This window comes from Pseudoalteromonas sp. MBR-15, assembly GCF_053628915.1.
The window spans coordinates 274,146-287,365 of sequence record NZ_JBRJHH010000004.1; the positions used below are offsets into that span (position 1 = coordinate 274,146).

The window sequence follows — 13,220 nt, forward strand, 5'->3', positions numbered from 1 at the left end:
TTCCAAGTTATTAAACGGCTAATTAATATTTATAAGCCTCTGGGATAGGGAGCTTTTTATTAAGTGGAACAGGACGTTTACCACGCCCTTTTTGGAAGCGTTTTAATTGAAATACATAGGCAAGCACTTGCGCTACTGCGGTAAACAGTTGATCAGGTATTTGCTGACCCACCTCGGTGGTGTGATAAAGCGCACGGGTAAGCATGGGTGATTCAACAATAGGCACATCGTTACCCTTACCCACTTTACGAATTTGCATAGCAAGCTCATCGACCCCTTTAGCAAGTACAATTGGCGCACCTGCCTTGGCGGTATCGTACTTTAGGGCAACCGAATAGTGAGTCGGGTTGGTCACGATAACATCGGCATCTGGCACGTCTTGCATCATACGCCTTTGCGACATTTCACGCTGAGTACGACGAATACGGGCTTTAATTTGTGGATCACCCTCTGAGTTCTTATATTCGTCTTTTACCTCTTGCAAGGTCATTTTAAGTTCTTTGTGATGCTTGTGGCTTTGATAAGGCGCATCTATCGCTGCAATAATAATTAGCGTGCAAGTCAGGCCTAAAAACATCCAAGCTAGAATCTCAAGGGCATGAATGAAATTCCCCGGCGCACTTTCAATACTTAGATGTAATATTTCATCAAAAAAGGTATTAATTAAAAATACTGCAAAGCCTGCAACCACCGCAAACTTCAATATCGACTTAACCAGCTCAACGCCTGCTTGGGGACCAAGCATACGTTTAATCCCTTTAGCCGGTGACATTTTGCTGGCTTTCGGCGCTGCAGCTTGCCAACTAAAGTTAAAGCCGCCCAGCAACGTGTTACCGATAAATGCCGCTATTACAATAATGAAAACAAACATCGCCATCGGGAACAACAAGGCATCAGAGACAATGCTCCACACTGAAAACATTTTGGTGGTGTCGTAAGTTTCATTACGATTAAGGCTTAATAATCGCCCCATCACATTATATAAGCCCTTGCCAATTTCAGGGCCATACAACAGCAATGAAATAGCCGAAAAAATTAATACGAACATCGTTCCCAACTCTTTAGAGCGGGCAACTTGGCCTTTTTTCTTGGCGTCTTCTATTTTTTTCCCGGTGGGTTCTTCGGTTTTCTCTTGACCTGAATCTTCAGCCATGGCGCGCTCCTAAGGTGTACAGCCAACAAGGCTGCACATTAACTCAACCATTTTTAACCACTGAAACTCAAACTGAGTCATAAAATTGCCTAACGTAGCCCAAATAATCACAAGCCCTGCGACAAGAGTAAAAGGGAAGCCTATCGAAAAAATGTTTAATTGCGGAGCAGCACGCGTCATGACCCCAAATGACATATTGATCACAAGCATCGCTGTCAATGGGGCAAGAGCCAGAACTAACGCGGTGGTAAACATCCACCCACCCCATGTAACGATATCCCAGTAGTGGTCAACCGACCACCAAGTACCATCAATAGGCAAGACTTCAAAACTGTGTATGACCATTTGAATCATCATCAAATGCCCATTAAAGACAAAAAATAGTAACGTGGCTAGAATCAGGTAAAACTGGCCCACCGCGGGTACACTCAAGCCATTCGAGGGATCAACAACAGAGGCAAAACCTAAGCCTGTTTGCATCGCCAATATTTGACCTGCAAGTACAAAAGTATTCAGCAATAATACCGAAGCAAACCCAATTGCCACACCAATCAATAATTGTTGGATAACAACCAGTACCATCTCAAACGAAAACAGGTTTGTAAACGTGCTCTGCGGCAGCATAGGCACAGCCACAAAGGTCACTACGACCGCCAAACCCAGCTTAATACGCGTTGGCACATTCTTCGCACCTAAGCCTGCCATGATCATAATCATGGAGCTAATGCGTACAAATGGCAGTAAAAAGTCACTGAGCCACTGTAAGATGACCGCAAATGGAAACTCCATTTACCCCGCAATCTCCGGAATCGACATAACAAGCCGCGTAAAATAATCCATGAGTTCTTGAGTGAACCAATGACCACCCAATATAAGCGCACTGATTGTAATGAGTAGACGAGGCAAGAAACTGAGTGTTTGCTCGTTAATTGATGTTGCAGCTTGAAACACCGCAACGACAAGCCCCACCAGCAAGCCAGGCACAACAATCGCTGACACCAGCTTGATCACTAAAAATAAAGCGTCGCTGAGAATATCGACAAAAATTTCCGGTTCCATCGTATGACTCCTAACTGTTACACGCTATGTTACGCATTGCTACACACCAAGCCCAAAGCTCTTCGCAAGCGTCCCCATTACTAAGCTCCACCCGTCAACCAGTACGAACAACATAATTTTAAATGGTAAGGAGACGATCATCGGCGATAACATCATCATACCCATGGCCATCAAGACCGACGCAACCACGAGATCGACAATCAAAAATGGAATAAAGAACATAAAACCTATGATAAAAGCGGTTTGTAGCTCACTGGTTACAAATGCGGGGATCAGCACGATTAAAGGCGTGTCTTCAGGAGAATCCAACTTATCGTAACCCGCTATTTTTGCGAATGTTTCTAAATCTTTAAGGCGCACTTGCGAAAGCATAAAGGCTTTCATTGGTTCTTTTGCCAATTCTAACGCTTGCACTGAGGTGACTTGTTCATTTAGGTATGGCTCTATCGCACTCTCATTCACTTGCTGGTAAATTGGCGCCATAATAAAGATACTTAAAAACAATGACATACCAAGCAATATTTGATTCGAAGGAGTTTGTTGTAAACCGATTGCTTGGCGCAAAATTGCCAGCACTACAATAATACGCGTAAATGAAGTCATCATAATCACTGCCGCAGGAATAAAGCTCAGCGCAGTCATTATTGCAAGTACTTGCAAAGTTACCGAGTAGTCTTGCGAGCCATCGGGGTTGGTCGTGATAGTGAGTGCATCGATGCCTTCTGCATTAACAGATGGCAGGAATAACACGGTAGCTAAAATAAGTATCCACTTGATCATAGCGTTAATTCTTTTTATTAGGGGGTGATTGTGGGTTCAACAACTTGCCGAAGCGCTTGGCAAGTTCCGGTAATTCTTTTTCTTTTAAGGGAGTTTCTAGCTTATGCAAGTAGTTAATACTGTGCGGCGTAACACCTATTAAATGCTGAGCATTATCAATTTCAATAACCATCAAGCGTTCACGCGAGCCAAGCGGTAAACTGCGAACAACTTTAAACTCTTCACTGTTTGCTAAATTAGGGTTGAGCTTCTTGACAAAAAACGCCAATACCACAATAACCACTAACACTAAAAACAAAGACATCACCATAGACAGCAAATCTGCCGTAGGTGATGCTGTAGGAAAAACAGTGCTACTGGCACTAGATAAAGCTATAAATGCGCTCATCGTAACTTTTTAATTCGCTCAACTTGGCTAATCACATCTGTAAGACGAATACCAAACTTGTCATTAACAACCACCACCTCGCCGTGCGCAATCAAGGTGCCATTAACTAACACATCAAGTGGCTCACCAGCGACACGATCAAGCTCAACAACAGAGCCTTGGTTTAATTGTAATAAGTTGCGAATATTGATTTTAGAACGACCAACTTCCATCGAAATGGTGACTGGAATATCTAAAATGGTGTCAAGTTTGCGCTTTTCATCACCTGAGAGTTCATGCTTCTCATCTTTCAGCTCGTCAAGCTCAGCAACTGAGGCATTACTTGTTGCACTTTCGGCTTCCTCGGCCTCGGCTAATGCCGCTGCCCATTCGTCCATTGTATCTTGATCATCACTCATTATATTTAACCTTATAAATCGACTACCAGTCTAAATCGACACCTTCAGAGAGGTGAAGATCTTCTTCTAGTTCTGCTAATTCTGCATCCGAATCCAGTTTTTTGCCACCTTTAGTGAACACATGGAGTTCAGACTTAACTGATTCAGGGCGTTTAATTTTTTCGCTAATTTGTAATGCCACATTGTCTCGAGAGCGGCCCATTTTAGCTCTAAAGGTCGGCAGCTCTTCAATAAAGACCGTAATGTGTTCAGGCATTTCAACGGGAATAATATCACCCGCTTTTAATTCCATAATTTGCGCAAGCGTTAAATCAACCTCTAATAACTGAGTTGATAAATCGACTTCGACATCCATAATTTCATCACGGAGAGCTTTACTCCAACGCAAATCAGTGTCTTCAGTATCTGATTGAACACCGGCATCAAGTAATTCACGAATTGGCTCAAGCATTGAATACGGCAAGGCAATATGAAAATCACCACCACCGCCATCAAGTTCAATATGGAACGAGCTAATAACCACCACTTCTGTTGGGCTAACAATATTTGCCATCGCAGGGTTAACTTCAGAGTCGAGGTACTCAAACGACACATCCATAACCGGTGCCCATGCCTCTTTATAATCTTCAAAGATTATTTTGAGTAGCATTTGCACAATACGACGCTCTGTTGGCGTAAATTCACGGCCTTCTATTTTTGCATGATAACGCCCGTCACCACCAAAAAAGTTATCGACCAAAATAAACACTAAGCGTGCTTCCATGGTGATCAGGCCGGTGCCTTTTAAAGGACGAAAACGCACCATGTTTAAACTTGTTGGTACAAATAAGGTATGGATGTACTCGCCAAACTTAATCATTTGTACGCCGTTTATTGATACCTCTGCGGTACGGCGCATCATGTTAAATAAGCTGATCCGCATATGACGGGCAAAACGTTCATTCACGATTTCCAAGGTCGGCATGCGACCACGGACAATACGATCTTGTGATGAGAAGTCATACTGAAGTGTATTACCGTCTGAATCACCACCGTCGTGAATATCTTCCTCTTCGACTTCATCAACGCCGTGTAAGAGCGCATCAATTTCGTCTTGGGATAATAAATCGCTCACGCTGACCCCTTATTGCATCACAAAGCCGGTGAACAACACCCGCTCAATCACTTTACTGCCTTCAACATCATTTAAGGCAGTTTGAACTTTTTCTAGTGCCGCCACACGCACTGACTCTTTACCTTCACTGGTGCCAAGTTCATCAGCTGTGGTCGTAGACAACACCCCTAATAAAGTACTTTCGATAAGTGGAATATGTTTCTTTGCTGTTTCTTCGTTTACTTCACCGCGAACTAATAACTGCACTTTAATTTGTACAATTCGATCACGACTCGCACCTGGCACATTAAACACAAAAGGACGCGGCATCGCGACATATAACGCCGAACCGACCTTCGCAGAGCTTGATGGAGCAGCCGTTTCCGAAACCGTTGTTTCATCAGCAAGGCTTTCTTGTGGGGCATCATCGCCCATAAATAAAAAATACCCCGCACCTGCGGCTAAAATCACAACAACTGCAGCAATGATTATAATCAGCTTTTTTTTACTTTTACCGGTATCTTCTATTTCTAAATTTGCGTCTTCGGCCATAATCATTTCCTTAAGCGTTACAGTAAACTCATTCTCTGTAACTGTATTATTTCTTATAATAGCAGGACTTATGCATAGTAATCTATTGATGATGACGATTGTTGTCGAGAAGTTTCTACGCTTTGCGTCGTGACGTCTTGCTGAACCTCTTCGTCATTATGATGCCCTGCAAGCTGCCCTTGCTCTGACTGGCTGCCTTGTTGTTCAGGGTTACCTTGCTGAATACTACTTTCGCCTAGCTCAATCCCCTGTTGCGCTAACATTTCACGCAGACGTGGCATCGATTGCTCTAAAGCTTCTTTGGCTTGTTGATTTTGCACAACAAAGTTAATTTGTGCTTGCTCAGCATCACTGCGGATACGAATTTGCATGCTGCCCATTTCAGGTGGATCAAGACGTATTTCAGCTTCTTTGTTATTAATATTTAACAGGGCACTGACTCGCTCTTGGAGCATTTTTGCCGCATCACTTTTTATAATATTAATTGCTTGCATCACCCCGGGGTCAAGGCTCACTGTTTTACTTTGTGGCTGCTGTTGAGCCTGTGTTTGAAAACTATGCACATCTAAGGCTTGTTCATATTGTTGATAGGCCGCGTCATAAGCCCCTGTTTGAGAGGGATTAAGCGGTGCCGTCAACTGATTGAAAAGCTGCACGACTCGTGCTGTCGACACCTCTTTTGGGCGCTCAGTGTCGAGTAAAGTATCAAGCTTTGATGTTGTTTCAGTGTCTGTGTTTACAGCGCTGGCATTTTTTAGCACTGATAATTGCTCACTGCGCTCAGCTTTAGGGCTTTTACTGTCAGGCTCTGTTGTCGCCGTTAATGTGGGTGTTACAGCATCCGCTTTCGCGGGGGTAACCGCGTCAGATAAAAGAGTCTGCACCGCCACTAATTTTTCATATTGTTGAGTGCCTGGTGTTAAAGATTGCAACTGTGCGTTTACTTTATTAAGCAATGCTTGCTGCTCATCTTTCGTTAATGTGGCAATTTGTTTTTCTATTGCAGCCGGAACTTTACTGTCAGGGACTTTACTGTCAGACACTTTGCTTTCTGTAGCATTACTTAGTGCGGCTTTCTCTGCGTCTGCGACTAATGCCGGCTGCGGTGTCTGTGTTTTTTCACTATGAGTATTCATCGCTTCGCTAAGTAGCGCTTTAATCTTATCAACGTCATTTGAGCTTAGCTCACCTGCCGCCTTTAATTGATTAATTTGCTGCTCAAGTTTTACCTGCTGCGTTGACGTTAAAGCCAATTCTTTGGCAAATTGACTGACCGCTTGACCATCACCACTTTGTACTTTTGCCAACAAACTGACAATTGATTGATTCGTGACTGACTCTTTTGCCGCTTTCTCACTCATCACGCTATCAGCTGAATTCGTCGCCACCATTTTAGTAACGGTATTGTCAGTATCTATCGCTGGCTTACTAGCGATATTTTTCGCATTTTCAGCAGCGTTGTTAGTCGGTGCTAACTTAGCATCTACAACCGGCGATTCTTGCACTTCGCCACTAGGAGTCACCACTGAACCTAACGATGCGGCCTTCGTATCATTACTAACACTGCTCAACAGTTCTGTAGCCTGTGCAGCCTGTTTCATCGCTGCATTTTGCTCAGTAGTATTTGCCGTGATAACTTGAGACTGCTTGGCAGTGTTTACTGTTGCCGCATTTTCAGTGTCATCAAGTACAGACGGGCTATCAATAATTGGCGTGACTGAATCTTTCGGTGGCAATTCGCCAATCGGTTTCAATTGATTGTCAATCGCGGTAGCAACTTTAGACTTAGTTAATAGATTGGCAACTGAGTTTTCGCTGTCCGACAACGCGTCATCATCTGCTAAAGACGCACTTAAAGGCGAAGGAATAACAGGCGTAATATCATCAATTGGGGTAGGCTTTTTATCAACCACAATCCCACTAAATTCATGTTTGTCTGCGAGCACGTTTACACGCGTGCTCATTGCGTGTGATGCATTAATTTGTGAGAGCAGTGGGTTGTCTTCCCCTTCGATGAGGGCAACGTCTGTGGCTTCATCATCATGCGTCTGCTTATCAGAAACCTGTTTGCTCTGTGTATTATTTGCGACAACACCGCCTGCTTGTTCAGCCTCACTTTGCATTACGTTACTATTGTCGCTCTGTTTATTAGCGACAGTTTTAGAGTGTACCGCTTCGCTTGCTTCAGACAATTCAGTTAAAAAGCTTAGGCCTGATGCGTGATCATTTGCCTCTGATTCTTTGCTTAAAAAACCAGTATCGTGCTCAGTTTTAACCTGCAAATTAATATCACTGATCGCCATAATTCACCTAAATATAAAGAGGCAATTTGCCGCCGCAAGTGCCAAAATTAACGCTGTTAAGCAGATAGCTGCAAATTGCATGCCTAAAAATCAGGGTTATAAGATTGGGTTTTTCAGTTGACGCTGGAAGAACTGATTAGAGGCAAACTCGTCCAACATTTTTTGTTCATTTTTAGCCACTATCGCAGCCTGTTTTAACGCGTGTTTCTCAATTAATTTAGCGACTGCTTTTGCTTTAACTTGCTGTTTTAGCCACAGTGTTTTTCTTTGCGATACAACTTGTTTTGCCGTATTAACAGTACTAGCTTGTTGGCGAATGGCTTCTTCGATTTTTGCTATAAACGAATGGTACTGACTAAATCCTGCGCTTGATAAACCAGAACGGCCTTTTAAGTGCAATTGCTGTGAGTACTCTAATCGAAAGTTGTTTAAACCTTGCAGTTTTTGTTGATTACTTTGCAAGTGCTGCTGTGCTTTTAAGTAATCCATGCGCAATGATTCTTCTTTGTCGTTTTCAAGCTTTAATAATAAATCAAGTTTACTGTTTGCCATTATGCTTGTCCTAATAACTGCGCAAGGCCTTGAAGGCCATCATCATAACTGATCACATCTTTCATGCCTTGCTGTAGGAATTGATTGACTCTTGGCATCATATTAATGGCTTGATCGAGCATCGGGTCAGTGCCTTTTTGATATGCTCCAAGCGTGATCATATCTTTATTCTGCTGATACATTGAATAAACCTGTTTAAGCACACGTGCTTGTTGCATATGCGCCTCTGACACCACTTGCGGCATCACCCGCGAGATCGACTTTTCAATGTCTATTGCGGGATAATGGCCGCTATCAGCAAGCTCTCGAGAGAGCACAATATGTCCATCAAGAATAGCTCGAGCCGAGTCAGCAATAGGGTCTTGCATATCATCCCCCTCACTCAGTACCGTAAAAAAGGCTGTGATAGATCCTTGCCCTTCGCCGCCATTCCCCGCGCGTTCTACCAATGCTGGTAACTTAGCAAACACCGAGGGTGGATAGCCTTTTGTTGCCGGTGGCTCACCCACTGCCAGCGCTATTTCACGCTGTGCCATAGCATAACGGGTTACAGAGTCGAGCAGTAACAGCACATTAAGCCCTTGGTCACGAAAATATTCTGCAATGGTTACTGCACTTTCGCAGCCTTTTAAACGCATCAAGGGAGATGCATCAGCAGGAGCAGCAACGACCACTGAACGTTTACGCCCTTCTACTCCTAGTATTTCTTCAATAAACTCTTTGACCTCACGGCCACGCTCACCCACAAGACCAACAACAATGACGTCAGCCTCTGAACCACGAGTCATCATTCCTAGCAGCACCGACTTACCAACACCAGAGCCTGCAAACAAGCCCATACGCTGGCCTTGACCCACCGTAATCACAGAGTTTATCGCACGAACACCCACATCCATCGGCTGACTAATTGGTCTTCTTGAAAGGGGGTTAATCGTATTTTGCGCAAACTTGAGGTAGTGCTCAGCATTAACAGCACCCAGCCCATCCAACGGTCGACCTAAGCCGTCAACAACTCGACCTAATAAGCCCATCCCTACAGGCAAACCCGTTTCATTAACTTGTGGGATCACCCTTGCACCGGGGAGTACTCCAGAAATATGGTCGTTTGGCATCAAATAAAGCGTTTGGTCGTTAAAACCAACCACTTCAGCATCGACAAACCCATTGATAGTTTCTATTTTACATTGGCTGCCTACTGGCGCTCTCAAACCTCTTGCTTCAAGCGTCAAACCGACTACGCGCGTCAACATACCCGCAACGGCCGGTTTAGGAACTTTAATATGCTTTTCGTACCGCTTTAAACGGTCGCTAAGGGTCATTGATTGACTACTCATAGTGAGCCTAAAAAGAGTTAGATACCACTATTATGCAAGAAGTTTTCCAATGTTTCTTTGACGCGTGTTTTTACGGTCATATCGATGGATGATTGCGGGGTTTTTATTTCGCAGCCGCCGCGTTCAAGTGTCGGTTCAGCTACTAATTGCCAGTGATTATCTGCAATAGTTTGCTCACCGTAACTTTCGGTGATCAGCGCAATGTCATCTGGGTGTAGATGAATACGCACTCTTGTTTGCTCTTCTGCTAGTGCATCAATAGCGTGTTTAAGTGCATGCAAAATAACATCTGGTGATGTTTTTATTTCTTGATAGATAAGCGATTCGCTGAGCATAACGGCTAGTTGAACAAGTTGCTTTTCAGCACTTTCATCCACTTTTGATAAGGGCTGAGTTAGGCTATCAAGCAAACTTCTTAGCGTAGTCAGTTGCTCTTCTAAAATCGGTTTTATGTCTTCTTGGCCTTGTGCTTTACCCAGCTCAACACCTTCTTTGTAGCCTGCTTCTTTTCCTTCACCCACGCCTTTTTCAAAGCCATCAATGTAACCTTGCTCATGGCCTTGCTTTAAGCCTTCGTCGAAAGCATCTTGACGAATTTTTTCAAGCTCAGCCATCGTCAAAGGTGGAAATTCAGGTTCTTCTGGCTCTTCTTCAACGTCTTTTTTTTCTTGCTCTTTACGGTACAGATCAGCCAAAGGGGTACCGTAAGCTGTTGAGCGCCCAGCAAACTTTCGGGTATCTTGCGCTACATCAGGAATCGGCCAGTTCTCGAGTAGTTCATCGACTGCGTCACTTGCATGAACTGGGCGTCCGGGATGAAAAGAAGGCTTTGTCATGGTTTACAGGAACTCCTCACCACCGCCACCGCCAAGCATAATTTCGCCTGAGTCAGCTAAACGACGTGCTGTAGACAAAATTTCTTTTTGTGCCGCTTCTACTTCACTAATACGCACAGGGCCCATAGCTTCTAAGTCGTCGGCCAGTAATTCCGCTGCACGTTTAGACATATTACTTAAGATCTTCTCTTTCAGTGCCTCATCTGTGCCTTTAATCGCTTTCATAAGGACATCTTGCTGTACTTCGCGCAGAATCGCTTGAATGCCTCGATCTTCTACATCCATTAAGTTTTCGAATACGAACATCAAGTCTTGAATTTGTTGCGACATTTCTTCGTCATGCTCACGAATCGAATCCATTAACTGACCTTCAATATTGGTATCAAGGTAGTTCATGATATCTGCCGCTGCTTTTAAGCCGCCCATTTTCGCTGCCTGTGCACCTGCTTGGCCGGCGAACTGTTTCTCCATGATCTCGTTTAACTCTTGCAATGCAGCTGGTTGAACTTCTTCAAGGTTCGCAATACGCATCGTTAAATCAAGACGCACTTTCTCTGGGAATTGCGACAGAATCTCGGCTGATTGCTCAGGCTCTAAGTAAGAAAGCACAATGGTTTGAATCTGCGGGTGCTCATTACGAATAATATTAGCCACCTGTTTCGAGTCCATCCACTTAAGTGAATCAAGACCTTTCGCTCCCGAACCCATCACAATTTGGTCGATTAGGCTGGCGGCCTTATCTTCACCAAGTGCGGCCGTAAGCGCTTTTTTAATAAAGTCTTCAGATTGGAAACCTATGGTACTGAAGCTTTGAATTTGCTCAATAAACAAGTTATGAACGGCGCTGATTTTCGCTTGCGATAAATCGTCTAATGCAGCCATCGCCATGCCCACTTTTTGCACTTGCTTAGGCTCTAAGTGTTTTAGAATTTGCGCAGCATCTTCTTCCGATAAACTCAGCAATAAAATCGCTGCTTTATCAACACCGTCTAATTTATCAACATCAAACGCCGGTGGGAGTTGTTTTTGTTCTTGATCAGTCATCTTCAGTTAACCACGCTTTCACTACTTGAGAAGACAGTTCTGGTTCATTAGCAACCAATGCACGAACTGCTTTGAGTAAATCTTCATCACCATGTAAATCTGGCAGCTGTAGTGTACCATCACTTGAGAATCCTACAGCAGCAGAGTCAAAGTCTTTATTTAGCATATCTAGCGTACTATCACCAATATCTACACCAGAGCTAAGTGCATCTTCATCATACTCTTCAAGTGTATCATCTGGGTAAATTAAGCGTTTCAGCATAGGTTTCACAACCGCCATGATAAGTACGATAATCACTAATGCACCTAATGATAAACGCAATATCTTCATAAACCAGTCTTGTTCCCAAATAGGCACTTCTATGGCCGCAGCGGTGTCTTCACGTACAAACGGAACAGTAACAACTTCAAGCGCATCACCACGTTGCATATCAAACCCCACTCCGCCTTGTAGCAAGCGACGGATATTTGACAGCGCTTCAACTGAACGAGGAACCATTGTTGTCTCGCCGTTTTCACCCACTTGTGGCACATAGTCAACCGCAACAGATACACTAATACGACGAATAACACCTGTTTGCTGACGCTTATGAGAAATAGTGGTATCTAGCTCGTAATTACGGGTTGCTTCTTTGTGCGAACGACTTGGGTTCATTGCACTACCAGCGCCCCCTTGTCCTGCAACTTCAGGAATATTTGAATTAACAGGCGGTTGATTAGTCAAGGCACCTGGGATCCCCACAGCAAGACCACCAATGTTATTTTCTTCAAATGTTGTTTCACTGCGCACTGCAGGTAAGTCTGGGTTGTAGCGCTTTTGTGTTTCTTCTACCGCACTAAAGTCCATATTTAAATCAACTTGCGCAGTGTAATTACCTAAGCCTACGACAGGAATTAAGATGCTGTCGATTTTATTTAAGTATTCTTCTTCACGCTTGCGCTCAATTTCATATTCTTTGCGAGAACGCGCTGCCAGTGAATTTTGTGAACCCGAATTAAGTAAGCGACCGTTTTGATCTGTCACCGTAACACGCTCAGGTGAAAGACCTTGTACTGCAGAGGCAACAATATCAACAACTGAGTCGATTTCTTCACCATCTAACATACGGCCACGTTTAAGAGTTAGTACAACGGTAGCTGATGGTAATTTTTCACGACGAGCAAATACGTTTTCTTTTGGAATTGCTAAAAGCACTTTGGCGCGAGTGACATTTTTTAGCTCTTCGATTGTGCGAGCAAGTTGCTGCTCACGACCATGTTTTAAACGTTCACGTTCTAAGCGTTGGCTAACACCAAAGCCCATATCTTGCATGATGATGTCGGTGCCTGAGCTTGGCGCTTGCTCAAGACCTTCACGGGCCATCAATAATTTAATATTTTGGTATTCGCCTTCTTCAACTGAGATGACATTACCATCAAGTTCATAATCAATCTTCTGTGCGTCTAAAAAGTCCAGCGTTTGGATAAGCTCTTCGGTTGGCATTTTACCCAGCGGTCGCATATCTGGTTGACGAGCCCAGATAATAATAAAAATTGCGATTGCCAAACAAATAGCCAGTGCAATGACCAAAGTCACCTGACGTAATACATCAACGCCATTGAGGGCACTGAGGTAGCCTGACTTTTGCTCTTGTTGATCATCCGTGTCTGAAGTATCGACACCGCCGCCTGCGAGGGCTAGATCAGTTGATTGATTAGATTGCGCCACAATAATTCTCCACTACCTAG

At 43.8% G+C, this 13,220-nt stretch carries 14 protein-coding genes; all 14 read right to left on the reverse strand.

Annotated features, from left to right (window positions below; all coding sequences use genetic code 11):
- Positions 1–22 precede the first annotated feature (22 nt).
- The 14 genes from flhB to fliF all read right to left on the reverse strand — a co-directional run bounded on the left by flhB (position 23) and on the right by fliF (position 13,200).
- Positions 23–1,153, reverse strand: coding sequence for a flagellar biosynthesis protein FlhB (flhB, locus tag ACSSVW_RS07955; RefSeq protein WP_421419413.1), 1,131 nt, complete (start codon positions 1,151–1,153; stop codon positions 23–25).
- A gap of 9 nt (positions 1,154–1,162) precedes the next feature.
- Positions 1,163–1,942, reverse strand: a complete 780-nt coding sequence (gene fliR / locus ACSSVW_RS07960) for a flagellar biosynthetic protein FliR (protein ID WP_065978751.1) — start codon at positions 1,940–1,942, stop codon at positions 1,163–1,165.
- On the reverse strand, positions 1,943–2,212 hold the full coding sequence (gene fliQ / locus ACSSVW_RS07965) for a flagellar biosynthesis protein FliQ (RefSeq protein ID WP_036970111.1): 270 nt from the start codon (positions 2,210–2,212) through the stop codon (positions 1,943–1,945).
- Between the two features lie 39 nt (positions 2,213–2,251).
- Positions 2,252–2,992, reverse strand: a complete 741-nt coding sequence (fliP, locus tag ACSSVW_RS07970) for a flagellar type III secretion system pore protein FliP (RefSeq protein ID WP_454179118.1) — start codon at positions 2,990–2,992, stop codon at positions 2,252–2,254.
- Between the two features lie 4 nt (positions 2,993–2,996).
- Complete coding sequence (gene fliO / locus ACSSVW_RS07975) at positions 2,997–3,380, reverse strand: flagellar biosynthetic protein FliO (RefSeq protein WP_421419412.1); 384 nt, start codon at positions 3,378–3,380, stop codon at positions 2,997–2,999.
- The gene (gene fliN, locus ACSSVW_RS07980; RefSeq protein ID WP_036970120.1) at positions 3,377–3,778 is read right to left on the reverse strand and encodes a flagellar motor switch protein FliN; all 402 of its coding nucleotides are present in this window, start codon (positions 3,776–3,778) and stop codon (positions 3,377–3,379) included. Before fliN ends, fliO begins: the two co-directional genes overlap by 4 nt.
- Before the next feature lie 22 nt (positions 3,779–3,800).
- Entirely contained in the window at positions 3,801–4,892 is a 1,092-nt protein-coding gene (fliM, locus tag ACSSVW_RS07985; RefSeq protein WP_074988675.1) for a flagellar motor switch protein FliM, read from the reverse strand.
- 9 nt (positions 4,893–4,901) lie between these two features.
- Positions 4,902–5,423, reverse strand: a complete 522-nt coding sequence (fliL, locus tag ACSSVW_RS07990; RefSeq protein WP_036970126.1) for a flagellar basal body-associated protein FliL — start codon at positions 5,421–5,423, stop codon at positions 4,902–4,904.
- Between the two features lie 68 nt (positions 5,424–5,491).
- The gene (locus tag ACSSVW_RS07995; RefSeq protein WP_454179119.1) at positions 5,492–7,726 is read right to left on the reverse strand and encodes a flagellar hook-length control protein FliK; all 2,235 of its coding nucleotides are present in this window, start codon (positions 7,724–7,726) and stop codon (positions 5,492–5,494) included.
- A gap of 96 nt (positions 7,727–7,822) precedes the next feature.
- Positions 7,823–8,278, reverse strand: coding sequence for a flagellar export protein FliJ (gene fliJ, locus ACSSVW_RS08000; protein WP_454179120.1), 456 nt, complete (start codon positions 8,276–8,278; stop codon positions 7,823–7,825).
- On the reverse strand, positions 8,278–9,612 hold the full coding sequence (gene fliI / locus ACSSVW_RS08005; protein ID WP_036970132.1) for a flagellar protein export ATPase FliI: 1,335 nt from the start codon (positions 9,610–9,612) through the stop codon (positions 8,278–8,280). Before fliI ends, fliJ begins: the two co-directional genes overlap by 1 nt.
- Before the next feature lie 17 nt (positions 9,613–9,629).
- Entirely contained in the window at positions 9,630–10,448 is an 819-nt protein-coding gene (fliH, locus tag ACSSVW_RS08010) for a flagellar assembly protein FliH (protein WP_036970135.1), read from the reverse strand.
- Between the two features lie 3 nt (positions 10,449–10,451).
- Positions 10,452–11,492 (reverse strand): flagellar motor switch protein FliG, encoded by a 1,041-nt coding sequence (fliG, locus tag ACSSVW_RS08015; RefSeq protein WP_036970138.1) that lies wholly within the window; start codon positions 11,490–11,492, stop codon positions 10,452–10,454.
- Positions 11,485–13,200 carry a flagellar basal-body MS-ring/collar protein FliF gene (gene fliF / locus ACSSVW_RS08020; protein WP_065978746.1) on the reverse strand — a complete coding sequence of 572 codons (1,716 nt, stop codon included), beginning with the start codon at positions 13,198–13,200 and terminating at the stop codon, positions 11,485–11,487. The genes fliG and fliF overlap by 8 nt, the downstream gene beginning before the upstream one ends.
- Positions 13,201–13,220 lie beyond the last annotated feature (20 nt).

Bases quoted from the DNA above. Each gene is read 5' to 3' on its own strand.
- flhB (WP_421419413.1), bottom strand. From the start codon at position 1,153: ATGGCTGAAGATTCAGGTCAAGAGAAAACCGAAGAACCCACCGGGAAA.
- fliR (WP_065978751.1), bottom strand. From the start codon at position 1,942: ATGGAGTTTCCATTTGCGGTCATCTTACAGTGGCTCAGTGACTTTTTA.
- fliQ (WP_036970111.1), bottom strand. From the start codon at position 2,212: ATGGAACCGGAAATTTTTGTCGATATTCTCAGCGACGCTTTATTTTTA.
- fliP (WP_454179118.1), bottom strand. From the start codon at position 2,992: ATGATCAAGTGGATACTTATTTTAGCTACCGTGTTATTCCTGCCATCT.
- fliO (WP_421419412.1), bottom strand. From the start codon at position 3,380: ATGAGCGCATTTATAGCTTTATCTAGTGCCAGTAGCACTGTTTTTCCT.
- fliN (WP_036970120.1), bottom strand. From the start codon at position 3,778: ATGAGTGATGATCAAGATACAATGGACGAATGGGCAGCGGCATTAGCC.
- fliL (WP_036970126.1), bottom strand. From the start codon at position 5,423: ATGGCCGAAGACGCAAATTTAGAAATAGAAGATACCGGTAAAAGTAAA.
- ACSSVW_RS07995 (WP_454179119.1), bottom strand. From the start codon at position 7,726: ATGGCGATCAGTGATATTAATTTGCAGGTTAAAACTGAGCACGATACT.
- fliJ (WP_454179120.1), bottom strand. From the start codon at position 8,278: ATGGCAAACAGTAAACTTGATTTATTATTAAAGCTTGAAAACGACAAA.
- fliI (WP_036970132.1), bottom strand. From the start codon at position 9,612: ATGAGTAGTCAATCAATGACCCTTAGCGACCGTTTAAAGCGGTACGAA.
- fliH (WP_036970135.1), bottom strand. From the start codon at position 10,448: ATGACAAAGCCTTCTTTTCATCCCGGACGCCCAGTTCATGCAAGTGAC.
- fliG (WP_036970138.1), bottom strand. From the start codon at position 11,492: ATGACTGATCAAGAACAAAAACAACTCCCACCGGCGTTTGATGTTGAT.